General features: G+C 64.3%; 23 protein-coding genes, 1 tRNA gene and 1 riboswitch. Of the genes, 14 read left to right on the forward strand and 10 right to left on the reverse strand.

Annotation, left to right across the window (positions count from 1 at the left end; translation table 11 throughout):
- Window positions 1–70: 70 nt before the first annotated feature.
- The 5 genes from ACSQ3E_RS27355 (at window position 71) to ACSQ3E_RS27375 (ending at window position 3,966) form a co-directional block, all read left to right on the forward strand.
- Window positions 71–220 carry a histidine kinase gene (locus tag ACSQ3E_RS27355; protein WP_115730645.1) on the forward strand — a complete coding sequence of 50 codons (150 nt, stop codon included), beginning with the start codon at window positions 71–73 and terminating at the stop codon, window positions 218–220.
- Window positions 217–1,128 carry a site-specific tyrosine recombinase XerD gene (locus ACSQ3E_RS27360; RefSeq protein WP_436125072.1) on the forward strand — a complete coding sequence of 304 codons (912 nt, stop codon included), beginning with the start codon at window positions 217–219 and terminating at the stop codon, window positions 1,126–1,128. The genes ACSQ3E_RS27355 and ACSQ3E_RS27360 overlap by 4 nt, the downstream gene beginning before the upstream one ends.
- A gap of 98 nt (window positions 1,129–1,226) precedes the next feature.
- Window positions 1,227–2,177, forward strand: coding sequence for an acetyl-CoA carboxylase carboxyltransferase subunit alpha (locus ACSQ3E_RS27365; RefSeq protein ID WP_436125073.1), 951 nt, complete (start codon window positions 1,227–1,229; stop codon window positions 2,175–2,177).
- 278 nt (window positions 2,178–2,455) lie between these two features.
- Window positions 2,456–3,727, forward strand: a complete 1,272-nt coding sequence (locus tag ACSQ3E_RS27370) for a L,D-transpeptidase family protein (RefSeq protein ID WP_436125074.1) — start codon at window positions 2,456–2,458, stop codon at window positions 3,725–3,727.
- Window positions 3,728–3,732: 5 nt separating this feature from the next.
- On the forward strand, window positions 3,733–3,966 hold the full coding sequence (locus tag ACSQ3E_RS27375; protein ID WP_310328063.1) for a sulfurtransferase TusA family protein: 234 nt from the start codon (window positions 3,733–3,735) through the stop codon (window positions 3,964–3,966).
- A gap of 19 nt (window positions 3,967–3,985) precedes the next feature.
- Here ACSQ3E_RS27375 and ACSQ3E_RS27380 read toward each other — a convergent pair whose 3' ends face one another.
- Both ACSQ3E_RS27380 and ACSQ3E_RS27385 read right to left on the reverse strand, forming a co-directional pair.
- Window positions 3,986–5,134 (reverse strand): CobW family GTP-binding protein, encoded by a 1,149-nt coding sequence (locus tag ACSQ3E_RS27380; protein ID WP_436125075.1) that lies wholly within the window; start codon window positions 5,132–5,134, stop codon window positions 3,986–3,988.
- Window positions 5,131–6,282, reverse strand: coding sequence for a D-alanyl-D-alanine carboxypeptidase family protein (locus ACSQ3E_RS27385; RefSeq protein ID WP_436125076.1), 1,152 nt, complete (start codon window positions 6,280–6,282; stop codon window positions 5,131–5,133). The genes ACSQ3E_RS27380 and ACSQ3E_RS27385 overlap by 4 nt, the downstream gene beginning before the upstream one ends.
- A gap of 228 nt (window positions 6,283–6,510) precedes the next feature.
- Between ACSQ3E_RS27385 and ACSQ3E_RS27390 the strand changes: the two genes are divergently transcribed.
- Window positions 6,511–7,674, forward strand: a complete 1,164-nt coding sequence (locus ACSQ3E_RS27390) for a M20 aminoacylase family protein (protein ID WP_436125077.1) — start codon at window positions 6,511–6,513, stop codon at window positions 7,672–7,674.
- A gap of 152 nt (window positions 7,675–7,826) precedes the next feature.
- Window positions 7,827–7,903 (forward strand) — tRNA-Arg (locus ACSQ3E_RS27395).
- Between the two features lie 156 nt (window positions 7,904–8,059).
- Here ACSQ3E_RS27395 and ACSQ3E_RS27400 read toward each other — a convergent pair.
- Complete coding sequence (locus ACSQ3E_RS27400) at window positions 8,060–9,094, reverse strand: methyltransferase (protein WP_436125078.1); 1,035 nt, start codon at window positions 9,092–9,094, stop codon at window positions 8,060–8,062.
- Between the two features lie 49 nt (window positions 9,095–9,143).
- Window positions 9,144–9,299 carry a hypothetical protein gene (locus ACSQ3E_RS27405; RefSeq protein WP_310329861.1) on the reverse strand — a complete coding sequence of 52 codons (156 nt, stop codon included), beginning with the start codon at window positions 9,297–9,299 and terminating at the stop codon, window positions 9,144–9,146.
- 397 nt (window positions 9,300–9,696) lie between these two features.
- Here ACSQ3E_RS27405 and ACSQ3E_RS27410 point away from each other — a divergent pair, with 397 nt between their 5' ends.
- The gene (locus ACSQ3E_RS27410) at window positions 9,697–11,433 is read left to right on the forward strand and encodes a hypothetical protein (protein WP_436125079.1); all 1,737 of its coding nucleotides are present in this window, start codon (window positions 9,697–9,699) and stop codon (window positions 11,431–11,433) included.
- A gap of 67 nt (window positions 11,434–11,500) precedes the next feature.
- Here ACSQ3E_RS27410 and ACSQ3E_RS27415 read toward each other — a convergent pair whose 3' ends face one another.
- From ACSQ3E_RS27415 to ACSQ3E_RS27435, 5 genes are all read right to left on the reverse strand, one after another.
- A complete protein-coding gene (locus ACSQ3E_RS27415) occupies window positions 11,501–12,250 on the reverse strand; it encodes a F0F1 ATP synthase subunit A (RefSeq protein WP_436125080.1) in 750 nt (249 codons plus the stop codon).
- 294 nt (window positions 12,251–12,544) lie between these two features.
- Window positions 12,545–13,942, reverse strand: coding sequence for a dihydrolipoyl dehydrogenase (gene lpdA, locus ACSQ3E_RS27420; RefSeq protein WP_436125081.1), 1,398 nt, complete (start codon window positions 13,940–13,942; stop codon window positions 12,545–12,547).
- A gap of 4 nt (window positions 13,943–13,946) precedes the next feature.
- Window positions 13,947–15,248 carry a dihydrolipoamide acetyltransferase family protein gene (locus ACSQ3E_RS27425; RefSeq protein WP_436125082.1) on the reverse strand — a complete coding sequence of 434 codons (1,302 nt, stop codon included), beginning with the start codon at window positions 15,246–15,248 and terminating at the stop codon, window positions 13,947–13,949.
- 2 nt (window positions 15,249–15,250) lie between these two features.
- Complete coding sequence (locus tag ACSQ3E_RS27430) at window positions 15,251–16,264, reverse strand: alpha-ketoacid dehydrogenase subunit beta (RefSeq protein WP_436125083.1); 1,014 nt, start codon at window positions 16,262–16,264, stop codon at window positions 15,251–15,253.
- Between the two features lie 3 nt (window positions 16,265–16,267).
- The gene (locus ACSQ3E_RS27435) at window positions 16,268–17,503 is read right to left on the reverse strand and encodes a 3-methyl-2-oxobutanoate dehydrogenase (2-methylpropanoyl-transferring) subunit alpha (RefSeq protein WP_310329877.1); all 1,236 of its coding nucleotides are present in this window, start codon (window positions 17,501–17,503) and stop codon (window positions 16,268–16,270) included.
- A gap of 188 nt (window positions 17,504–17,691) precedes the next feature.
- Window positions 17,692–17,808, forward strand: a riboswitch (TPP riboswitch).
- Between the two features lie 109 nt (window positions 17,809–17,917).
- Here ACSQ3E_RS27435 and thiC point away from each other — a divergent pair.
- The 6 genes from thiC to ACSQ3E_RS27465 are packed head-to-tail and all read left to right on the forward strand — an operon-like array spanning window position 17,918 to window position 23,032.
- Window positions 17,918–19,744, forward strand: a complete 1,827-nt coding sequence (gene thiC, locus ACSQ3E_RS27440) for a phosphomethylpyrimidine synthase ThiC (RefSeq protein WP_436125084.1) — start codon at window positions 17,918–17,920, stop codon at window positions 19,742–19,744.
- Entirely contained in the window at window positions 19,741–20,730 is a 990-nt protein-coding gene (gene thiO, locus ACSQ3E_RS27445) for a glycine oxidase ThiO (RefSeq protein ID WP_436125085.1), read from the forward strand. The genes thiC and thiO overlap by 4 nt, the downstream gene beginning before the upstream one ends.
- A complete protein-coding gene (thiS, locus tag ACSQ3E_RS27450; protein WP_436125086.1) occupies window positions 20,714–20,911 on the forward strand; it encodes a sulfur carrier protein ThiS in 198 nt (65 codons plus the stop codon). The genes thiO and thiS overlap by 17 nt, the downstream gene beginning before the upstream one ends.
- 2 nt (window positions 20,912–20,913) lie before the next feature.
- On the forward strand, window positions 20,914–21,687 hold the full coding sequence (locus ACSQ3E_RS27455) for a thiazole synthase (protein ID WP_436125087.1): 774 nt from the start codon (window positions 20,914–20,916) through the stop codon (window positions 21,685–21,687).
- Window positions 21,684–22,289, forward strand: coding sequence for a thiamine phosphate synthase (locus ACSQ3E_RS27460; protein ID WP_436125088.1), 606 nt, complete (start codon window positions 21,684–21,686; stop codon window positions 22,287–22,289). The genes ACSQ3E_RS27455 and ACSQ3E_RS27460 overlap by 4 nt, the downstream gene beginning before the upstream one ends.
- Window positions 22,259–23,032 (forward strand): hydroxymethylpyrimidine/phosphomethylpyrimidine kinase, encoded by a 774-nt coding sequence (locus ACSQ3E_RS27465; protein ID WP_310329890.1) that lies wholly within the window; start codon window positions 22,259–22,261, stop codon window positions 23,030–23,032. Before ACSQ3E_RS27460 ends, ACSQ3E_RS27465 begins: the two co-directional genes overlap by 31 nt.
- Window positions 23,033–23,048: 16 nt before the next feature.
- Here ACSQ3E_RS27465 and fghA read toward each other — a convergent pair whose 3' ends face one another.
- Window positions 23,049–23,882, reverse strand: coding sequence for an S-formylglutathione hydrolase (gene fghA / locus ACSQ3E_RS27470; RefSeq protein ID WP_436125089.1), 834 nt, complete (start codon window positions 23,880–23,882; stop codon window positions 23,049–23,051).
- Window positions 23,883–24,152 lie beyond the last annotated feature (270 nt).

Raw genomic sequence — 24,152 nt, forward strand, 5'->3', positions numbered from 1 at the left:
ACGCGCCCTTGAATTGCCTGACACGGCGTCCCATAAGGGCACAGGATAAGACAGACGGGCAAACACATCGATGCCGACACTTTTCCGGTTCCTTGTCACGCTCGCTGTTCTGGCGGGCATCGCTTACGGCGCCATGTTTGCGCTGGTGATGTTTGTCGAGCCGAAGAAGGCCGAAATCACCGTCCGCATTCCACCGGAAAAGCTCGCGCCGAAGAAATGAAAAGCGGCGCGCGCATCGAGGCCTTCCTTGAAATGATGAGCGCCGAGCGCGGTGCCGCCGACAACACGCTTTCGAGTTATCGCCGCGATCTCGAAGACGCTTCCGAATTTCTCACTGGCCGCCTCGCCGATGCCGATGCCACGGCCATCCGCAGCTATCTCGACGACATTGCCGGCCGCGGCTTCGCTGCGACATCGCAGGCGCGCAAGCTGTCGGCACTGAGGCAGTTCTTCCGCTTCCTTTATGCCGAAGGCCTGCGAACCGACGATCCGACCGGCGTGCTGGACAGCCCGAAAAAGGACCGTCCGCTGCCCAAGACGATGAGCGAGGCCGAAACCGGCCGGCTGCTCGACCGCGCGGCGACGGAAGCCAGCGAATCCGACGAGGGCAATAGCCTAGCAGCAGCGAGGTTGCACGCGCTTGTCGAGGTGCTCTACGCCACCGGCTTGCGCGTATCGGAACTTGTCAGCCTGCCGCTGACGGTGGCGCTGCGCGACGAGCGCTTCTTCGTGGTGCGCGGCAAGGGCGAGAAGGACCGCATGGTGCCGTTGTCGGCCAAGGCGCGCGAGGCGATGCGGCGCTGGCTGCTGGAACGCAACGCCAATCCCCGCCTCGCCGACAGCCCATTCCTGTTTCCGGCTTCATCCGAGAGTGGACACCTGCCGCGCCAGGTTTTTGCCCGCGACCTCAAGGGCCTTGCCGCCCGCGCCGGCATCGCTTCGGCAAAAATCTCGCCGCACGTGTTGCGTCATGCCTTCGCCAGCCACCTGCTGCAGAATGGTGCCGACCTGCGTGCCGTGCAGCAATTGCTTGGCCATTCCGACATTTCGACCACGCAAATCTACACCCATGTGCTGGAAGAAAGGCTGTTGAAACTGGTCAACGAGCATCATCCGCTTGCCGATTAGAGCCCATATCGCTATGTGAGTGCCACGTTCCACTGGCGCGGTGCCGCTTTCTGCGGCCCCCGGTGCCTCAAATTTTCAGCGTGGTAGTCCGCTCGCCAATGTACAATTACCTCGATTTCGAAAAGCCGGTCCAAGACCTCGAAGGCAAGATCCTCGAGCTCAAGAAGCTTGCCGAGAATGGCGAGGCCGTCGATGTCGGCGACGAGATCAAGCGGCTGGAGAAGCGTTCGCGTGATGCGCTGCGTGACGCCTACAAGGCGCTGACGCCGTGGCAGAAGGTCCAGGTGGCGCGCCACCCCGACCGTCCGCATTGCCTCGACTACATCAACGGCCTGTTCACCGACTTCACGCTACTGGCCGGCGACCGCAATTTCGGCGAAGACAATGCCATGGTCGGCGGCTTTGCCCGCTTCCGCGGCGAGCCGGTGCTGGTGCTGGGCCAGGAAAAGGGCAACGACACCAAGAGCCGCCTCAAGCACAATTTCGGCTCGGTCCGCCCCGAAGGCTACCGCAAGGCCGTGCGCCTGATGGAAATGGCCGACCGCTTCAGCATCCCCGTCGTCATGCTTGTCGACACCGCAGGCGCCTATCCAGGCGTCGGCGCCGAAGAGCGCGGCCAGGCTGAAGCCATTGCGCGTTCGACCTCCGCCTGCCTCGGCCTCAAGGTGCCGTCGATTGCGGTCGTCATCGGCGAAGGCGGTTCGGGCGGCGCGATCGCCATCGCCACCGCCAACCGCGTCTTCATGCTCGAACATGCGATCTATTCGGTGATCTCGCCGGAAGGTGCAGCCTCCATCCTGTGGCGCGACACGACGCGCTCCAAGGACGCGGCAACCAACATGAAGATCACCGCGCAGGACCTGCTCTCGCTCAAGATCATCGACAAGATCATCGAAGAGCCGCTGGGCGGCGCCCACCGGAACGCCGAGGCGGTCATTTCGGCCACCGGCGACCTGATCGCCAAGACGTTCAGCGAATTCAACGGCTCGAACATCGATTTCCGCGAGCAGCGCCGCGAGAAGTATCTGTCCATCGGCCGCAGCCTCTAGGCATCGGCCCGAAAGTCGGAATCGATTTTCGAAGAGCACGATGCGCAGCCTGTGATTGCACAAACTGTGGCCTCCACGGGCCACGGCACGTTTTCGCCACAAAATTGCCGCCTCGCCCGGTTCAATGAACTTGCCGTGATTTTTCGCGCGTGGGACGGGCCAGGAACTTGCGGTAAGGATTTTTCAAGGTTAACGACCCTAAGGTCGAGGCAGTACCAGGACGGGCCGGTCGTTGGCGCATGCGCCATGACTGCAATGTAGAGACGACATTTAGACCGATGATCGCCAATATCGCACGCGCCGGATTGCTTCTCGCTGCCCTTGCGGTGGCAGGCTGTTCGGAATCCTCCGTGACCGACTTTGTGCCGCAGCACGCCAACCGGCAGCTCTCGGCCAAGATCATGGCGGAGATGAAGGCCAAGGGCATGAACAAGAGCTCGCCCGTGCTGGCGCGCGTGTTCAAGGAAGAAGGCAAGCTGGAAGTCTGGAAACAGAAGACCAACGGCCGCTATGACATCGTCGCCAGCTATGACATCTGCAAGATGTCCGGCAAGCTCGGCCCCAAGTTCACCGAGGGCGACCGTCAGTCGCCGGAGGGGTTCTACACCGTGCGTCCGGGTCAGATGAACCCGAACTCCAGCTACCACCTCGCCTTCAACATCGGCTACCCCAACGCCTTCGACCGCGCCAATGGCCGCACCGGCTCGAACCTGATGGTTCATGGCGCCTGCTCGTCGTCAGGCTGCTTCTCGATGACCGATGCGCAGATCGAAGAGATCTATGCCTTCGCGCGCGACGCCTTCAAGGGCGGCCAGACCGAGTTCCAGGTACAGTCGTATCCGTTCCGCATGACCGCGGCCAACATGGCGCGTTATCGCAACGACCCGAACTACCAGTTCTGGGCGATGCTGAAGGAAGGCTACGACCACTTCGAAATCACCAAATCGCCGCCGAAGGTCGACGTCTGCGAAAAGCGCTACGTCTTCAACCAGATCCCGGAAGCGGGCGGCACGTTCAATCCGACCGGCGCCTGCCCGGCCGTGACCCAGCCGCAGGCGCTGCAGACGGCCTATCAGGCCTACAAGAGCAAGTATGACGCTGCTTTCGCCAGTGCCACCGGCGGCGACATCCCCGCGCCCAAGCCGACGATCGCTGGCATCAAGGAAGCGGCAATCGTTTCGGAGTGGACCAAGCGCCGCGCCCGCGGCGAGCGCGTGACCCTGGAGCCGCCCGCGATGGCGCAGGATGGCAGCATCGTCCAGACCACCGCGCGCATGGGCCGCATCGATTCGGCTGAAGGCCGCCGCATGGCAGCGCTCGACGCCGCAGCGGAAGCCAAAAAGAAGGCTGCCGAGGAAAAAGCCCAGGCTGTCGCAGCTGCCAAGGCTGCCAAGCTTGCCGCCCAGCAGCAGGTCGAGACCGCCGCCGTGCCGCAGACAGCGCCCGAAGCCACCGAAGCACCGACGCAGGCCGCCCAGGTGGCGCCGGTCGAGGAGGCAGGTGCCGCCACCAAGCTCAAGAAGAAGCTGCTCAACCTGTTCGGCAGCTGAGCGGCGTGGGCGAAACCACCGACATTTACGATCTCAGGGGGCTCAACTGCCCCCTGCCCGTGCTCAAGGCCAAGCGCCGGCTGGCCGACATGGCATCAGGCGAGCTGCTGTGGCTCGAAACCACCGACCCGCTCGCCGTCATCGACATTCCGGCCTTCTGCCAGGAAGCAGGGCACAAGCTGGTCGAGACGACCGCCGTCGCAGGCGGCCACCGCTTTCTGGTAGAACGCGGAAGCTGAGTTTCAAAAAAACCTGGAATTACCGCCCGGCGATCGCCAGCGGGTTGTTTTCCATCGCCTCGCGGTCCGGCGTGTCGATGGCAGGCTTGTTGACGAAGGCTGAAAACAGGCGTTCGACATAGTCGCGCGGCAGGTCGATGCCGATCAGCACGAGCCGGGTACCGCGAACCGCATCCGGCCATGACGGCAAGCGTGCCGGCGGATGCAGCAGCTTCTGCACGCCGTGGATGACCAGCGGCCTGTCGCGATCCTCGGCCAGCTCGACGATGCCCTTGATGCGCAAAAGCTTGTCGCCCTGGGTCGACAGCAACAGGTCGAGGAACATCTCGACCGTCGAGAATGGCAGCGCACCGGCGTGCGTCAGCGAGAAGGTCCCCACCCGGCTGTCGTGGTGATGGTGATCGTGGTGGCCGTGGTGTTCATAACCGTCACCGTGATGATGGTGGTCATGGTCATCGCCGTGGTCATGGTGGCCATGGTGATGGTCGTGCTCGGTCGTCTCGCCCAGCCAGCGGCGCACGTCGGCGGTCTTGGTCGCCGGGTCGTAGAGCCCGCATTGCAAGAGCTTGGCCACCGCAGCGCCCTCGACTTCGCGGGTTTCGGCGCCCGGATTGATGCGGGCAAGCCGCGCCTTGAGCGCGTCGAGCCATTCGGCATCGTCGACGAGGTCAGCCTTGGTCAGCACGATGCGGTCGGCCACCGCCACCTGCTTGACCGCCTCGACATGGGCATCGAGCGTCGCCGAACCGTTGACCGCGTCGACGACCGTGATGACGCCGTCGAGCCGGAAGGCATGGATGAGGGCGGGATGGCCCATGATCGACTGCAGAACAGGCACCGGATCGGCAAGGCCAGTGGTTTCGATCACCACCCGCGCCAGCCGCTCGATGCGGCCGGTCTGCAGGCGGTCGACGAGATCGGCCAGCGTGTCGACGAGTTCGCCGCGCACCGTGCAGCACAGGCAGCCGTCGGACAGTTCGATGACGCCGTCGGAAGCCTTTTCGACCAGCAGATGGTCGATGGCGACATCGCCGAATTCGTTGATGATGACGGCCGTGTCGGTCAGCTCGGGATCCTTGAGCAGCCGGTTGAGCAGCGTCGTCTTGCCGGCGCCGAGGAAGCCCGTCAGCACCGATACCGGGATCGGGAAAACTGCCTGCGAATTCACGAGCGCGCCTGAACCTTGCTTGCGGCGACGGGTGCAGCGCCAACCGGAGACGGCCTGTCGGGACGCCATGTCGGCAGCGGCACGCCTGATTCAACTGCTATGTCGCGGCCGCCCAGCGCCTTGGGCATCGGCCCCGTGGCGCCGCCGAGGCTGACGGTGACCCAGTTACGCTGGCGCGTCATCTCGGGAATGATCGAGACCTTGTCGGGCGCAGCCCCCGCTTCGGTCGGCGCCGGACCGTCGGAAGCGACATGCTTGGCCTTTGGCGAGCACACTTCCTCGCGCATGCTCGTCGCGACGTCGCGGTTGTCGCCATAGGGCGCAAGCCCGTTCACACTGACCGAGGCGCCGTTGCGCACGAACCCGGTCTGCAGCATCTTCGCCGCTTCTTCGGCGCGATTGTCGGGCGAATCCGCGCCGAGCACGATGGCCGCGAGCGTCCTGCCGTCGCGGGTGGCAGTGGCGATCAGGTTGAAGCCGGATTCGCAGACAAAACCGGTCTTCATGCCATCGGTGCCGGGGAAGCGGCCGACCAGCGGGTTGAAATTCTTGAGCTTCGCCTTGCCGGCAATGATGCCCTCGATATCGAAATAGGCGGCGTATTGCGGGTATTCGAGGCGGATCGCCCTGACCAGGATCGCGAGATCGCGCGCCGTCGTGTACTGCTCGGGATCGTGCAGGCCGTTGGCGTTGACCCAGTGGCTGCCCGACATGCCCAGGCGCTGCGCCTCGGCGTTCATGCGGGCCGCAAAGGCCTCCGTGGTGCCACCGACATTCTCGCCGATCGCCGCGGCAACGTCGTTGGCCGACTTGACCATGATGATCTTCAGCGCGTTGTCGAGCGTCAGCACCGAGCCTGGCTTGTAGCCCATCTTGGCCGGCGGGAAGGCCGCCGCCTTCTTGGAGATCTTGATCGGCGAATTGAGCGCCAGCTCGCCGGCCTGGACAGCGCGGAAGGCGGTATAGGCGGTCATCAGCTTGGTCAGCGAGGCCGGATGCCAGCGCTTGAACGCTTCCTGGTGCTCGATGACGGCGCCCGAATTGACGTCGAAAAGCATCGCCGGATTGGCCGATGCAGGGGCAGCGCCCAGCACGGTTGCGGCCGCAAGACCGAGGAGCATGCTTCTGACGAACCTAATCTTCATCATCAAATCCGAAATCGCCTCTTGCCGATCATAGCCGGCCGTCCATAAGATTTCCGTAAACCGGGATGGCAACGCGCTGGCCGGTACGAAAGACCCATGGCCACGGCGTCGCCGCCGCTGCTAAATAACCTATGTGACGCCAAGATGGCAGAGCTTGAGCGATCACAATTGCGAATCCGGACCCCTGGTTCAACAAACAGACGGTCCAACACACAGGAAGTCGAGACCAACATGCCGATCCTGAACCGAGCCGCCGAAATGCAGGACGAGATCGCCGGCTGGCGCCGTCACCTGCACCAGAAGCCGGAACTCAATTTCGACGTCTTCGAAACCGCCGACTTCGTCAAAGCCAAGCTTAAGGAATTCGGCTGCGACGAAATCGTCACCGGCCTCGGCAAGACAGGCGTCGTCGGCATCATCAAGGGCAACCTGGGTGCGGGCGGCGTCGTCGGCCTGCGCGCCGACATGGACGCGCTGCCGATCGAGGAGATCACCGGCAAGCCTTATGCCTCGACAGTACCCGGCAAGATGCATGCCTGCGGCCATGACGGCCACACCGCGATGCTGCTGGGGGCAGCCAAATATCTCGCCGAGACGCGCAATTTTGCCGGCAACGTCGCCGTCATCTTCCAGCCGGCCGAAGAAGGCGGCGGCGGCGGCAACGAGATGGTCAAGGACGGCATGATGGAGCGTTTCGGCATCCAGAAGGTGTTTGGCATGCACAACATGCCGAGCCTGCCGATCGGCCAGTTCGCCATCCGCCCGGGCGCAATCATGGCGGCGACCGCCGAGTTCACCATCACCGTCCAGGGCAAGGGCGGCCATGCCGCCATGCCGCACCGCGCCATCGACCCGATCGTCGCCGGCAGCCAGCTGGTCACGGCCCTGCAGGCAATCGCCTCGCGCAGCACCGATCCGGCCGAGGCGATCGTCGTTTCGGTGACCAAGTTCAACGCCGGCACCGCCTACAACATCATCCCCGAGCAGGCTGTCATTGCCGGCACCGTGCGCACGCTGAAGAAGGAGATCGCCAAGCTCGCCGAGGAGCGCATGGGCGCCATCTGCCGCGGCATCGCCGAAGCCACCGGCACCGCGATCGAGCTCGACTACGACGCCAACTATCCTGTCACCTTCAACCATGAAAACGAGACGGTGTTTGCCGGCGATGTCGCCGCAACCGTCGCCGGCGAGCCGCAGGTACATCGGGCGATCCAGCCTCTGATGGGCGGCGAGGACTTCTCCTACATGCTGGAAGCCCGTCCCGGCGCTTTCATCTTCATCGGCAATGGCGACACCGCCAATCTCCACCATCCGGCCTACGACTTCAACGACGAAGCCATCCCCCACGGCGTCAGCTACTGGGTCCGCCTCGCCGAAACGGCGCTGGCGGCCTAGTCTCTACTCTTCGAAACGCCTCCAGGGCTGCTCGCCGGCCCTGGACGCTGAAACAGCATTTGGCCGGGCCAGCCGCTGCCAAAACGTTTCAGCCGCGGCCTGCCAAAAACCGTTGGCGAATCCGTTCTAAGCCGCTATGTGTGCAGCCGAGTGGTCCCGTAGCTCAGTAGGATAGAGCGGCAGATTCCTAATCTGTAGGTCACAGGTTCGATTCCTGTCGGGATCACCACTCGAAAATCAAAAGCCTGACGAATTTTCAGCCTGGTAATTTCCAGCACCACTGCTGTGAAATTTCTCCAACCTTCCACGACGAGGTCCCGTAGAGTCGGTACGGTCGACATGCGGCGCGTCGCCGAATGACAAGGTCGGGGCCGTGAGCGCATGATCAGCCCGGGAGGCGCCCGCGAAACAACGTGGTGCCGTCCGTCAGGCGCGACCTCGAGATTTCCCGCAATCCAGCCTCGGTCATCCACGCGCGATACTGGCCTTCAGTGTACGCCTCGCCGTGGCGATAAAGGTTCAGGAAGGTGAGATTCAGAAAGACACCCTCGGGCGGGCCAAGGCGGTCGTCATCGACGACACCCCACCCCGCAATTGCGATCTCGCCTCCGGGTGCGAGGCAACGCGCCGCGTTCAGGATCGAACTGCGCGCCTGATCAGGCGGAAGGACCTGGACGACGGCCTTCAGGATCGCCAGGTCGTGCCGGCCGATCGATGGCGCGACAGTGATGTCGCCCTCTTCGACAACCACGTCGTCGGCACCGTATTCCGACAGGATAGCCGGCGCGACCGCTGCGACCGTTGGGAGTTCCATCAGCGTTGCTGCAATCTGCGGCCGTCGCTCGCGGAGGCCGACGAGAATCGTGCCTGCGCCCCCGCCGATGTCGATCACCGAACCGACCGCCTCAAGGTCGATCTCCTGGGCCAGTTGTCGGCCGAATATCACCCCGCCCGGTGCGAGCAGGCGGCTGAAGGCCGCCGCTGACGCTGGTCCCGCTTCGGAAAAGTCGTGCAGCGCCGCCGGCCGGTTCTGTCGCAGTGACTCTGCGGTCAAAAGGTCGGCGCCCCAGAGCTCGCGCAGCAGCGCATGGTCGCCGCCGCGATAGCTCGGCTTGGACGCGTCGAGAAAGGCCGCCGCTTCGGCCCCGTTGCGAAACTGGCCATCCTCGACGTCGAGCAGACCGATGCTGGCGAGCGCGTAGAGCAGCCGCGACAGGCGATCGGGCGCGACGTTGAGCGCGGCCCCAAGACTGTCGGCAGTCGCGGTGCTGCTGCCGAGCCGGGTGAAGATGCCGAGGTCCAGCCCGGCACGAAGCGCCAAAGCGGGGGGCACCGCTGCGATCAGCTTGTCGATCCGATCAGAATCCACCACGTCGCATCCCCCTCCGCGATCCAGGCCCGACTTTGAAGCAGTTCGCAAGATCGGAAGCAACCGGGGCAGTTTGCGGGCGAGTACGCCAGTGGCCGCGCTATTTCCCGCGCTTTTCGATCTTCAGGTTCGGGAGGTCGGGTCGCCTGGATTTCACCCCGGCCTCCTTCAAGGCCGTGTACCCCACCTTTTTGAGGAGCTTCTCTGTTTTGGCGCGCTCCTTGTCGAGGGCGCTCTCACCTTTGACCTTTGGCATCCGTCCTCCATTTGGCTCGCTGGCCAGCAAACAAGATTGCCATCGCGCGCAACGTTAGCATTGGGGCTGCGGCAGAGATGACGTCAATAACCGTCGTCGAAGTGAACCGAACCATAGGCGCTTCGAACCTCATCAGCCATCACAGATTCATGTCGGGATCACCACTTCGCTGCTCTCGATATCTCTGATGCACTTGCAAGCGTTTCGACTGCATTTTGCATGCCGTTTGAGGCACGCGCATGCACTTTCATCCGCTTCAATACCCATCTATGCCCATCCCTCATACCTGCCTGCCAAAAATTCACTTTTCTGACTGACCGATCTTTCCTCAACTGGCCAGGCTGCCATGGCCCGATGCGAGGAACGCGGGCTGGCGGCCAACCATGGGAGGGACGTCATGACACCTAGGATTATCGCGATCGGCTGTTCGTTGCTGGCTCTGACGGCTGGCGTGGCTCAGGCCGCCGACTGGGGCAGCAAGGTGCCGACGGAGATCAACATCACCGATCCCTATCTCAAGCAGTGGAACGCGCTGACCTATGACAAGGCGCCGCCGGCGCTGGAGCCGGGCAAGGATTATGGCATGGCGGAGGATGGCAGCTTCCGTGCGCCGCGCGCCACGCCTTTGGGCGGCAGCCCAGCCTTTCCGGGACAGCTCGAGGCCTGGGACGACAAGAGCTACAGCCAGAATGTCGAGGAGATCGCGTTTTACCCGCACATCAGCTCGCCCTGGCATGCCTGGCCCGACGTCGCCGACTTCGACGGCAAGCGCTACATGTATGTGCACGACCGCGACTATATGCGTGTGCTCGACATCACCGATCCGGCGAAGGCCAAGGTCGTCTACTCCAAGGGCGGCGTATGGGGGCCGGAGGGTTCGAGCGAGGACTGGGACGCCAAGACAGTCCAGGACTATTTCGGCGGCATTACCATCGCCTGGAGCGCAAAGCTTCAGAAGAATGTCGTCGTCGCTTCCTACGAGATCGGCCGCTTCGGCATCCTCGACAACAAGCGCACCCAGCCCGACATCGTCGCGAGCCTGCGCAAGTACAATTCGCTCAAGGGCTTCAAGGTCTACGAGATGAACGGGCCGACACCCGACGACTGGAAGCTGATCGCCACGCGCACCACCGACACCAAAAACCCCGATGCACCCATCGGTCAGCAAGAGGGCTCGGGTTCGCTCGACGCGCCGGCCTGGTTTGGCGGCAAATACATGTATCTGTCGGCGGCTCCAGACGACTCTTACGCGCTGACCGAATATCCTGACTACCTGCACTCGCCGGGCTACCAGGTCTGGGACATGTCGGATCCGGCCAATCCGGTCTTTGTCAGCCAGGTGACGGTGCCCGGCCAGGTGGTCGGCGACAAGGCAAGCGAGGACGCGTATCTCAAGAACCCGCGCGCCGGCAACCGCACGTCGTGGATGGGTTCGCGCATGCCGCCGTTCCTGCCGACCCCGGTTGAAAAGGGCGGCAAGATAGCCTTCGGCGCGATGGGCGGGCTTGGCCTCTACACCTTCGACCTTTCCAATCCCGACAAGCCGGAGATGAAGGGGCATGTGAGCACAGCGCCGAGCTTTGCCGGCACCGAGTTCGACAATGTCGACACCTCCCAATATGCCCGCACCGGTTATGTCCTTGCCAATGGCTATCCGATGAACTCGAACTGCTACGAGCCCTACAAGGACGTGCTGGTGATCGACGCCAAGGATGTGGCGGCACCCAAGGTGGTGGCGACCTTGCCGCGCCCGACCCCGCCGAAGGAAGCCAAGTTCAGCGATTTCTGCCAGCGCAAGGGCAGCTTCGGACCCAAGCGCTCTGGCACCACGCACCAGCCCGGCCATGGCCGCGACGGCGTCGTGCCTTACGCCTTCTACAATGCCGGGCTGCAGATCTTCGACGTCAAGGACCCGGCACAGCCGAAGATATCAGGCTATTTCGTGCCGCGTTTCCCCACGACATCCGAGATGCCCGACTACACTTTCGACAATGCCAGCTTTGCGGTGTTCACCGAATATGACCGCAACATCATCTGGCTGTTTTCGGTCGGCGGCGTCCATGCGCTGAAGACGCCGCTGCTCGGCGAGCCCAAAATGGGGATGAGCGACCAGGTCTGGCCGCCGCGCAACTGAGCCGGCCGATTCTGCTGAACGGAAAAACCCCGGCCTCGCGCCGGGGTTTTTGTTTGGCAGCGCCCGTTCAGTGCCCGGGGTGCAGCGCGTCGTTGAGATACATGCAGGTCAGCATGGTGAAGATGTAGGCCTGGATTACGGCCATCAAAAGTTCGAGCCCGGTCAGCGCGACTGTCATGATCAGCGGCAGAACGGCGACGAAGATGCCGAGGGTCCCCATGCCACTCAGGCTGACGACAAAGCCGGCGAAGACTTTGAGCGTGATGTGGCCGGCGAGCATGACGGCGAACAGGCGCACCGAATGGCTGATCGGCCGCGAGATGTAGGAAACGATCTCGATCGGCACGATGATCGGCGCCAGTGCCAGCGGCACGCCGGATGGCAAAAACAACTTGAAAAAACCGAGCCCGTTTTTCCAGATGCCGTAAAGCGTCACCGTGCCAAACACGATCATGGCGAAAGAGAAGGTGACGATGATGTGGCTGGTCACCGTGAAGGCATAAGGAAACATGCCGGCCAGGTTGGCGATCAGGATGAAGACGAACAGCGAAAACACCAGCGGGAAGAATTTCATACCGCCCTCGCCGGCATTTTCGCGCAAGGTCTTCGAGACGAATTCATAGATCAGCTCGGTGATCGACTGCAGCCGCGTCGGCACAAGCGCACGCGCACTTGTCGACAACAGCAGGAACAGCCCGCCGAACACCGCGACGCCGACCATGTAGGCGGCGGAGTTGGTGAAGGCGATCTCCTGGCCGGCAAACTCGAACAGGGTGAAGATCGGCTTGATTTCAAATTGTTCTATCGGTCCGGCCATGGCGCCTCTCCGGTCTGGTCAATGCGAATGCGAAAGCGCGCGCCCCCGAACCAAATCCGGAAGCCTGACAAGGTCGAGCGCACAGGGCAGTCCGCCGCGCGGAGGCTGCATGTTTTCGCGGTTTCAAGGTGTGAATCAGTTCGGGTGACAAGTCTGCGGCGCCATCTCTTGGATGGGGCCGTCCCCGAACGTGCAAGGCACTGGTCGTCCAGTGCGAGGGCTTGTTAGCCCATGCCGCTCGTTTGGGCAAGGCAGGAAGGGACGCGGCGCAAGGCCGCGTCCCTCATTCAGGGATCAGATGTGAAGCGCGTGACCGAGCGTGCGCAGCGCCGCCTCCAGGAAGGCCTCGCCCTGCGTCGGATGCGCATGGATGGTGCCCGCGATATCCTCCAGCCGCGCGCCCATCTCGATCGCCAGGCTGAAGGCCGCGGAAAGCTCGGAGACGCCGGTGCCGACCGCCTGGATACCGAGCACCAGATGGTTGTCGGCGCGCGCCACCATGCGCACGAATCCGTCCTCGCCCATCAAGGTCATTGCCCGGCCATTGGCCGAGAACGGGAACTGCGCAGTCTTGATCTCGATGCCCAGTGCCTTGGCCTCGTCGGGTGAAAGGCCCGCGGTGACGACCTCCGGATCGGTGAAGCAGACGGCGGGGATCGAGCGCTTGTCCCAGCTGCGCTTGTGGCCGGCGACGATCTCGGCGACCATTTCGCCCTGGGCCATGGCGCGGTGCGCCAGCATCGGCTCGCCGGTGACATCGCCGATGGCGTAGATGCCGCGCATCGAGGTGCGGCACTGCTCGTCGATGCGGATGAAGCGGCCGTCGCGGTCGAGGTCGATCTCCTCGAGGCCCCAGCCTTCGACCAGCGGCTTGCGCCCGACAGTCACCAGGACCTTGTCGGCCGCAATCTTCTGCTCGCTGCCGTCGGCGGCCTCGACCAGAAGCGCATCGCCCTTGGCTGAAAGCCCCTTGGCCTTGGCGCCGGTCAGCACCTTGACGCCGAGCGCTTCGAGGCGCTTGGCGACGGGCCGGGTCAGCTCGGCATCATATTGCGGAAGGATGCGCGGCAAGGCTTCGACGACGGTCACCTTGGCGCCGAGCTTGGCGAAGGCAGTGCCGAGTTCGAGGCCAATATAACCGCCGCCGACGACGGCGAGTGCTGCCGGCACCTGCTTCAGCGCCAGCGCCCCGGTCGACGAGATCACCGATCCGCCAAAGGGCAGGAACGGCAATTCGACCGGCACCGAACCGGTGGCAATGACAATGGTTTCGGCGCGGATCACCTGCAGGCCGGTTTCGGTGTCGACCTCGACGGTCTTGCCGTCGCGGAAGCGCGCCCAACCCTGCACCGACTTGACCCGGGCCTTCTTGAGCAGGCCGGCAACACCTGTGGTCAGGCGACCGACGATGCGGTCTTTCCAGGCAACTGTCTTGGCGAGATCGAGTGCTGGCGCCGACAGGGAGATGCCGAGCGGGCTTGTGCCCGACGCCATCTCCGAAACCTTGAGATATTCGTCGGCGGCATGGATCATCGCCTTGGAGGGGATGCAGCCGACATTGAGGCAGGTGCCGCCGGGCTTGACCGCTTCGACGATGACCGTGTCGATGCCGAGCTGGCCGGCGCGGATGGCGCAGATATAGCCGCCGGGGCCGGCGCCGATGACGAGAAGCTTGCAGGAGATTTCCTTCACAGCCTCAGCCCTCCACGAAGATCATTGCCGGCGCTTCGAGCAGCGCCTTGAGGCGCTGGACAAAGACCGCCGCATCCCAGCCGTCGATGACGCGGTGGTCGAAGCTGGACGACAGGTTCATCATCTTGCGCGGCACGAACTGGGAGCCGTCCCACATCGGCCGGATCATGATCTTGTTGACCCCAACGATCGCCACTTCCGGGTAGTTGATGACTGGCGTGGTGGCGACGCCGCCCATCGCACCCAAGGAGGTGATGGTGATTGTCGAGCCGGTCAGCTCCTCGCGCGTCGCCGTGCCCGCCTTGGCGGCGTCGGCGAGGCGGTTGACCTCGGCGGCACAATCCCAGAGATCGCGCGCCTCGGCGTGTTTCACCACCGGCACCATGAGGCCGCCGGAGGTCTGGGCGGCCATGCCGATATGCACGCCGGCGTGGCGCTGGATGATGCCGGCGTCGTCGTCATAGATCGCATTGAGCTGCGGCTGTTCAGCCACCGCCTTGACCAGCGCCCGCATCAGGAACGGCAGCAATGTCAGTTTCGGCCGGTCCGGCTTCTTCGTGGCGTTGAGCTTGGCGCGCAGTTCCTCGAGCGCTGTGACATCGACCTCCTCGACATAGGTGATGTGGGGGATGCGCGACTTGGCCAGCGCCATCTTTTCGGCGATGCGGCGGCGCAGGCCGATGACCTTGATCTCCTCGACGCCGGTCTTTTCCTGGAGGCCGGCGACGACGACGGCGGCACCGCGGGCGGCGAACGCATCGAGATCCTCATGGGTGACGCGGCCGGCCGGGCCGGTGCCTGGCACCTGGCGCAGGTCGATGCCGGCTTCCCTCGCGCGTAGTCTGACGGCAGGAGAGGCGAGCGGACGCTCGCCTTCCGGACGCGGCAGGCCGGTCGTGGCACGCGCTACAGGCTTGAGGGCTGCAGTGGTCACGGCGGGCTTCGTGGCGGCTGGAGTTTTTTCTTCTTCTTTCTTAGCCGGCTCAGTAGCGGCTTTGGCAACCTCTGGCGCCTTGGCCTCCGGCTTGGATACGACGGCCGGCTCGGCGGCCGCAGGCGCATCGCCGGCGACCTTGATCCTGACGATCGGCGAGCCGACCGGAACCGTGTCGCCGATCTCGGCGCCGAGCCAGACAATTTCGCCGTCGACGGGCGACGGAATCTCGACCGTCGCCTTGTCGGTCATGACTGCGGCAAGCACCGCGTCCTCACGCACGAGGTCGCCGATCTTGACGTGCCATTCGACAAGCTCGGCCTCGGCCACGCCTTCGCCGACATCGGGAAGCTTGATGACATGTTCGCCCATGCTCAGGCCTCCATCGTTTCGATCAAAGCTTCGCCGACACGCTTGGGTCCGGGGAAGTAGTCCCATTCCTGGGCATGCGGATACGGCGTGTCCCAACCGGTGACGCGGGCGACGGGCGCTTCGAGATGGTAGAAGCAGTTTTCCTGCACCAGCGACACGAGTTCGGCGCCGAAGCCGGAGGTCAGCGTCGCCTCATGCACCACAACGCAGCGGCGGGTCTTCTTGACCGAGGCAACGATGGTCTCGAGATCGAGCGGCAACAGCGTCCTGAGATCGATGACCTCGGCGTCGATGCCTGTCTCGTCGGCCGCCGCCTGGGCGACATAGACCATGGTGCCATAGGCGAGCACGGTGACGGCGGACCCCGGCCGGCGGATCTCCGCCTTGCCGAGCGGCGTCGTGTAGTGGCCTTCCGGCACCTCGCCCAGCTCGTGCTTCGACCAGGCCGTCACGGGCCGGTCGTGATGGCCGTCGAAGGGACCATTGTACAATCGTTTCGGCTCCAGAAAGATCACCGGATCCGGGTCTTCGATCGAGGCGATCAGCAGCCCCTTGGCGTCAAGTGGGTTCGACGGCACCACCACCTTGAGGCCGGACACGTGGGTGAACAGCGCCTCGGGGCTCTGGCTGTGGGTCTGGCCGCCGAAGATCCCGCCGCCGGTCGGCATGCGGATGACGATCGGGCAGGTGAACTCGCCGTTCGAGCGGTAGCGCAACCGTGCCGCTTCCGAAACGATCTGGTCATATGCTGGGTAGACGTAGTCGGCGAACTGGATTTCGATGCACGGCTTCAGGCCATAGGCAGCCATGCCGACGGCAGCACCGACGATGCCAAGCTCGCTGATCGGCGCGTCGAAACAACGCGCCCGACCGTATTTCTGCTGGAGACCCTGGGTGCAGCGGAAGACGCCGCCGAAATAGCCGACATCCTCACCAAAGACGACGACGTTGTCGTCGCGGCCCATGGCGACATCCATGGCGCTGCGGATGGCCTCGATCATTGTCATGCGCGGCATGGGCTACACTCCCGCCTTCTGGCGCTGGCGACGGAGATGCGGCGGCATCTCGGCATAGACGCCCTCGAACATATCGCGCGTCGACGGTTTGCCGCCGGCATGCAGCGTGCCGTGGCTTTCGGCTTCCTTTTGCGCAGCAATCACCGCCTCGAGGATTTCCGCCTCGGTCTGCTTATGGCGCTCGTCCGACCACAAGCCGCGGCGGATGAGGTGGTTCTTCAGCCGGATAACCGGGTCGCCCAGCGGCCACGCGTCCGACTCGGTCTTGGGCCGGTAGGCGGAGGGATCGTCCGACGTCGAATGCGCGCCGACGCGGTAGGTGACGTATTCGACCAGCGTCGGCCCGAGATTGTTGCGGGCACGCTCGGTCGCCCATTTCGCCACCGCGTGGACGGCGAGATAGTCGTTGCCGTCGACGCGCAGTGCTGCGATGCCGAAGCCGAGGCCACGCGCGGCAAAGGTGCCGGAGCCGCCGCGGGCGATGCCCTGGAAGGTTGAGATCGCCCACTGGTTGTTGACGATGTTGAGAACGACCGGTGCCTTGTAGGTCGAGGCAAACACAAGAGCGGCGTGGAAGTCGCTCTCTGCGGTGGCGCCGTCACCGACCCAGCCAACCGCGATCTTGGTGTCGCCCTTGATGGCGGACGCCATCGCCCAGCCCACCGCCTGGATGTACTGGGTGGTCAAATTGCCGGAAATCGAGAAGAAACCGTGATCCTTAGCCGAATACATGATCGGCAGCTGGCGGCCTTTCAGCGGATCCATCTCGTTGGAATAGATCTGGTTCATCATGTCGACCATCGGGTAGCCGCCCGCGATCAGCAGGCCGGCCTGGCGATAGGTCGGGAAATTCATGTCACCCTGAATGAGCGCCTTGCGGAAGGCGCAGCTGACCGCCTCCTCGCCCATATGCTGCATGTAGAACGAGGTCTTGCCCTGGCGCTGGGCCATCTGCATGCGCGCGTCGAAGGTGCGCAGCGTCATCATATGGCGCAGGCCTTCGAGCTGCTCCTCGTCGGTCAGCGTGCCGGCCCACGGGCCAACCGCATCGCCCTCACGGTTGAGCACGCGGATGATCGAATAAGCCAGGTCGCGGATCGTCCGTGGGTCGACGTCGACCGGCGGCCTGTCGACCGAACCCGCCTTGGGGATCGGCACGTTGGAGAAGTCGGGCGTGCCGCCCGGGCGCACTTCCGGCTCGGGCACATGGAACTTCAGCGGCGCGGGATTGTCCGTCACGGATGCTCCTCCTGTCTCGCGCGCAGGCCAAATGGTCCTCCCTGCGCAGCAGACAATTTATGTCAGTAACGCTGACCTATTATCCGATCGTCTTCGAAACCGCAATGGGTCTCTATGCCCCCGACTTTGGCATTCTCTCGACCTCGGCGAAAGGCCGTTGACACGACGCCGGTTCCGCCTCCATGCTTAGGGCTCACCAGGGGGGTCCCGACAAGGGGCTGAGATTCTGCTGGCTCGCGCAGCGCAGTGACCCGTTGAACCTGATCCAGTTCATACTGGCGTAGGGACGGTGCGAGGCTTCGCGGGTCGGCTATCCGGCTTAGGCATTCGGGCTCATTCATGCCCGAAGTCCCCAGGCAAAACCTCTCCTCCTCCTCATCGCATGGACTGGGTCTCCAACCAGGAGGCTCACTCATGAATGCCCACACCCCGACCGTCACCGTTGGCGAACTTCCCGCGTCACGAAAAGTCTACAAACCAGGCAAACTCCATCCCGCCATCCGCGTGCCAATGCGCGAGATCTCGGTTCATCCGAGCGCCGGCGAGCCGCCGGTCACCGTTTATGATTCGTCCGGCCCCTACACCGACACATCGGTGAAGACCGACATCGAGCGCGGCCTGCCGCGGCTGCGCGAAGACTGGATCGTCGCCCGTGGCGACGTCGAGCGCTATGAAGGCCGCGCGGTCAAGGCCGAAGACAACGGCTTCGTCTCAGGCGAGCGGCTGACGCCGGAATTCCCCGTGCGCAACGCTCCGTTGCGCGCCACCGGCGGCCGCGCCGTCACCCAGCTCACTTATGCCCGCGCCGGCATCGTCACGCCTGAAATGGAATTCGTCGCCATCCGCGAGAACCTCGGCCGCGAGCAGATCCGGGCGAAGCTCCAACGCGACGGCGAGAGCTTCGGCGCCGTCATTCCTGATTTCGTCACCCCGGAATTCGTCCGCGACGAGGTCGCCCGCGGCCGCGCCATCATCCCGTCGAACATCAACCACCCCGAGAGCGAGCCGATGATCATCGGCCGCAATTTCCTGGTGAAAATCAACGCCAACATCGGTAATTCCGCCGTCACCTCGTCGATGGCCGAGGAGGTCGAGAAGATGGTGTGGGCGACGCGCTGGGGCGGCGACACGGTGATGGACCTGTCGACCGGCCGCAACATCCACAACATCCGCGACTGGATCATCCGCAATTCGCCGGTGCCGATCGGCACCGTGCCGCTCTACCAGGCGCTTGAGAAGGTCAACGGCATCGCCGAGGACCTGACCTGGGAGGTGTTCCGCGACACGCTGATCGAGCAGGCCGAGCAGGGTGTCGACTACTTCACCATCCATGCCGGCGTGCGCCTGGCCTACATCCACCTGACCGTCGACCGCGTCACCGGCATCGTCTCGCGCGGCGGCTCTATCATGGCCAAATGGTGCCTCCATCACCACAAGGAGAGCTTCCTCTACGAGCATTTCGACGAAATCTGCGACATCTGCCGCACCTATGACGTCGCCTTCTCGCTCGGCGACGGCCTGCGCCCCGGCTCGATTGCGGATGCCAACGACGCTGCCCAGTTCGCCGAACTGGAGACGCTCGGCGAGCTCACCAAGATCGCCTGGGCCAAGGACTGCCAGGTGATGATCGAGGGCCCGGGCCACGTGCCGATGCACAAGATCAAGGAGAACATGGACAAGCAGCTCGAGGTCTGCGGCGAGGCGCCCTTCTACACGCTCGGGCCTTTGACCACCGACATCGCACCTGGCTACGATCACATCACCTCGGGCATCGGTGCAGCGATGATCGGCTGGTTCGGCACGGCGATGCTCTGCTACGTCACACCCAAGGAGCATCTTGGCCTGCCCGACCGCGACGACGTCAAGGTGGGCGTCATCACCTACAAGATCGCGGCCCACGCCGCCGACCTCGCCAAGGGCCATCCGGCCGCCAAGGTCAGGGACGACGCGCTGTCGCGGGCGCGTTTCGAGTTCCGCTGGGAGGACCAGTTCAACCTCTCGCTCGACCCGGAAACGGCACGCTCCTACCACGACCAGACGCTGCCCAAGGAAGCGCACAAGGTGGCGCATTTCTGCTCGATGTGCGGCCCGAAATTCTGCTCGATGCGCATCTCCCACGACATCCGCGCCGAGGCACAGAAAGAAGGGCTGGCAGCCATGGCGGCGAAATACCGCGACGGCGGCGACCTCTATATGGCCGTGGAAAGCACTGAGCCCGCGGAGATGGCAGGCCAGCCATGAAGGTGCTGATCCGCGGTGCGGGCGTCGCCGGGTTGACGCTCGCACATGAGCTGGCGACACGCGGCGCAAGCGTGACCGTGGTCGACAAGCGCAGGCAGGTTGCCGGCAATGCCTCATGGCAGGCCGGCGGCATGCTGGCGCCCTGGTGCGAACGCGAGAGCGCCGAAGAGGCGGTGCTCTCGCTCGGGCGCGGTGCCGCCGACTGGTGGTCGGCCGCCCTGCCCGGGCACGTCATGCGCAACGGCACGCTGGTCGTGGCGCCGGCTCGGGACGTGGCCGAACTCGATCGCTTCGGCCGCCGCACGTCGGGCTTTCGCGAGGTGGACGCCGAGACGGTCGCCGCGCTTGAGCCCGACCTCGAGGGACGTTTCGGACGCGCCTTGTTCTTCACGGACGAAGCGCATCTCGATCCGCGCAAGGCGCTGCTCGGACTGCAGGAAAAGCTCGTGCGGATGGGCGTGCGCTTCGAGTTCGGCTATGGCGCGGTGCAGGCACCCGGGACGCCTGACATCGAGGCCGACTGCAGCGGAATGGCAGAAACACGGCCAGGCTTGCGCGGCGTACGTGGCGAGATGCTGATCCTCAGGACGTCTGAGGTCTCGCTGGCGCGACCGGTGCGGCTGCTGCATCCGCGTTTCCCGGTCTATGTCGTGCCGCGCTCCGAAAATCTGTTCATGGTAGGCGCGACGATGATCGAGAGCGATGCAGCGGGGCCGATCACCGCGCGTTCGGTGATGGAGCTGCTCAACGCTGCCTATGCGCTGCATCCGGCCTTCGGCGAGGCCGAACTGGTCGAGACAGGTGTCGGCGTACGGCCGGCCTTTGCCGACAATTTGCCGCGCGTCGAACGCGACGGAAACAAAATCAGCATCAACGGCCTCTACCGCCACGGCTTCCTGCTCGCACCTGCCATGGCGCGGCAGGCGGCCGACATGATCCAGGGCCACGAAACGAAGAAGGAGCTCTCCCATGAAGCTCACCGTTAACGGCGAAAATCACGAAGTGGCAGCCGGCACGCTCGCCGCACTGCTAGCTGAGCTCGACTACGAGGGCGGTTGGCTCGCGACCGCGCTCAACGGCGAAGTCGTACCGGCAAGGGAACGTGACGCCTGCGCGCTGGCAGAGGGCGACCGCATCGAAATCCTCGCACCGATGAAGGGAGGGTGAGCATGCTCGAACTCTACGGCCAACAGGTCTCCTCGCGCCTGTTCCTCGGCACCGCCCTATACCCCTCGCCCGCGATCATGGCCGAGGCGATCAGGGCGTCGGGCGCCGACATCGTCACTGTCTCGCTGCGCCGCGAGACCTCGGGCGGCAAGACCGGCGGACAGTTCTGGTCGCTGACCCAGTCGCTCGGGGTGCGCGTTTTGCCCAACACCGCCGGCTGCCATTCGGTCAAGGAAGCGGTGACGACGGCGCGCATGGCGCGCGAGGTCTTTGCGACGAACTGGATCAAGCTTGAGGTCATCGGCAACCACGACACGCTGCAGCCCGACGTGTTCGGGCTCGTCGAAGCCGCAAAGATCCTCGCGGCCGAAGGCTTCGAGGTTTTCCCCTACACGACCGACGACCTGGTCGTTGCCGGGCGGCTGCTCGATGCCGGCTGCAAGGTGCTGATGCCGTGGTGCGCGCCGATCGGTTCGGCCCGTGGTCCGCAGAACCTCGATGCCCTGCGCAGCCTGCGCGGTCATTTCCCAGACGTGCCGCTGATCGTCGACGCCGGCATCGGCCGGCCGTCGCATGCGACCACCGTCATGGAGCTCGGCTACGACGCCGTGCTGCTCAACACCGCCGTTGCCAAGGCAGGCGACCCCGTCGCCATGGCAGCTGCCTTCGGCAAGGCGGTCGAAGCGGGGCGGCAGGCATTCCGCGCCGGCCCGCTCGAACCGCGCGACATGGCAGTTCCCTCAACCCCCGTCATCGGCATGGCAGCGTTTTCATGAAGCTCGACCCGTTCTACCTCATCGTCGATTCCGCCGCATGGATCGAGCGGCTGGTGCCCTTGGGCGTAAAGCTGGTGCAACTACGCATCAAGGAAATGGACGACGCCGGCCTGCGCCGCGAAATCCGCACAGCCAAGGCTGTATGCCAGCGCCATGGATGCCAGCTCATCGTCAATGATTACTGGCGCCTCGCCATCGACGAGGGCTGCGACTTCGTCCATCTCGGCCAGGAGGACCTCGCCGAGGCTGACGTGGCAGCGATCCGCCACGCCGGCATGAAGCTCGGTCTCAGCACCCATGACGATGCCGAACTCGATACGGCGCTCGCCGCCAAGCCCGACTATGTCGCGCTCGGTCCTGTCTATCCGACCATCCTCAAGGCGATGAAATGGGCGCCGCAGGGGCTCGACCGCATAGCCATCTGGAAAGAGCGCGTCGGCGCGGTCCCACTGGTCGCCATTGGTGGGCTCAACATCGAACGCATTCCGGGCGTTCTCGCGCAAGGCGCGGACAGTGCTGCCGTCGTCACCGACATCACGCTCAACGCCGATCCAGAGGCGCGGACGCGCGAATGGCTGGCGGCGACGGCTCAGTGGCGATGACCCCGCATGTGCTCATTGTCGCCGGCTCGGATTCGAGCGGCGGCGCCGGCATCGTCCGCGACGTCGAGACCGTGTCGGCCTTCGGCCTGCGTAGCAGCCTCGCCGTCACGGCGGTGACGGTCCAGACGCATGCCCGCGTCGAGCGCATCGAACAGATGCCACCCGAGCTCGTTGCCGAGCAGATGCGAGCGGCGTTTGCCGCCAATCCGGTGGCAGCGGTCAAGATCGGCATGCTGGGAACGGCGGCAACGATCGACACGGTCGCCTCGGTGCTGGCGAGCAACCTGCCAGTACCTGTGGTGCTCGACCCGGTACTTGCCTCGACCTCCGGACGTCAGTTGCTCGACGGCGACGCCATCGACGCCCTCAAGCGCAAACTGTTCCCACTCTGCACGCTGGTGACACCCAACCTGCCAGAGCTCGCGCTGTTGACCGGCCTGACGCCGACCATCAGCGAAGACGACATCGTCAGGCAAGCCGGAAAACTGTTCGACACGGGGGCGCCCGCCATCCTCCTCAAGGGCGGCCACGCCACGGGAGCGACCGCTACGGACCTGCTGCTCCAGCCGGGCCGCGAACCTGTCCGCTTCGATGCGTCGCGCATCGCGGTTACCATGCGTGGCACCGGCTGCATGCTCGCCAGCGCGATAGCGGCACATCTGGCACAATATGAAACGTTGGAGATCAGCATCGGCAAGGCGAAGCGCCATGTCTTCGCCAAGCTGCTTGCATCAAAGCCTTGACGGCGGCTTTCGGTGCTCAACCCAGACAAGCTGCGTGCCACCTCAGATGATCGTCCATGAAGGTCGAGATGAAGTTGTAGGAATGGTCGTAGCCGTCCTGCATGCGCAGCGTCAGCCCGATGCCCGCCTTCTTGCAGGCGTCTTCGAGCAACCAGGGGCGCAGGCCCTCCTGCAGGAAGCTGTCGGCCGAACCCTGGTCGACAAGGAACTCCGGGAAACGCTTGCCGTCCTCGATCAGCAGCGTCGTGTCATAGGCGCGCCATGCAGCTTCATCAGCACCGAGATACTTCTCCAGCGCCGGCTTCGACCAGCCGGCCGTCGAGGGCTGGGCGATGGGCGCGAAGGCCGAGCAGCTCTTGAAACGCTCCGGGTTTTTCAGCGCGATGGTCAGCGCACCGTGGCCGCCCATCGAGTGGCCAAAGATCGCCTGGCGCGACATGTCGGCCGGGAAGTTTGCGGCGATCAACGCCGGCAATTCCTCGGTGACATAGGAGTACATGCGATAGTTTTCCGCGAATGGCACCTGCGTCGCGTCGACATAAAAGCCGGCACCTGAGCCGAACTGCCAGTTGTCCTTTTCGTCGGCCACGCCTTCGCCGCGCGGGCTGGTGTCGGGGCAGACGATGATCAGGCCCAACTCGGCGGCCAGGCGGCGGTATTCGCCCTTGTCCATGACATTGGCATGCGTGCAGGTCAGGCCCGAGAGATACCACAGCACCGGCACCGGGCCATGCTTTGCCTGCGGCGGAACGAAGACGGCGAAGGTCATGTCGCAGGCGCAGGCCAAGGATGCGTGCGAATAGACGCCCTGGATGCCGCCATGCGACTTCGACGTGGAAATGGTCTTCATCTGCTTTGCCTTCTCGTCAAACAATCCCGACCCGGCATAACCCCGGGGCGCTGGACCTGCAACCGCTCAAAAGAGATGCCGGCGGTGCGGACGAGGGTTGCAGAAACCTCGGACGCACCGCCGGTCGACGCCACGGCTTTGGGAACACGCGGGCCAAGCTGGGAGGCTTGAAGGCCGGCGAAAAGCCGTGGCGCTTAGAGGACCGGCCATGGGAGCCTGGCCGGTCTGGGGAGCTCAGTAGACGACCACGCTGCGGATGCTCTCGCCGGC

Source organism: Aminobacter sp. LjRoot7, assembly GCF_964252895.1.
GTDB lineage: Bacteria > Pseudomonadota > Alphaproteobacteria > Rhizobiales > Rhizobiaceae > Aminobacter > Aminobacter aminovorans_B.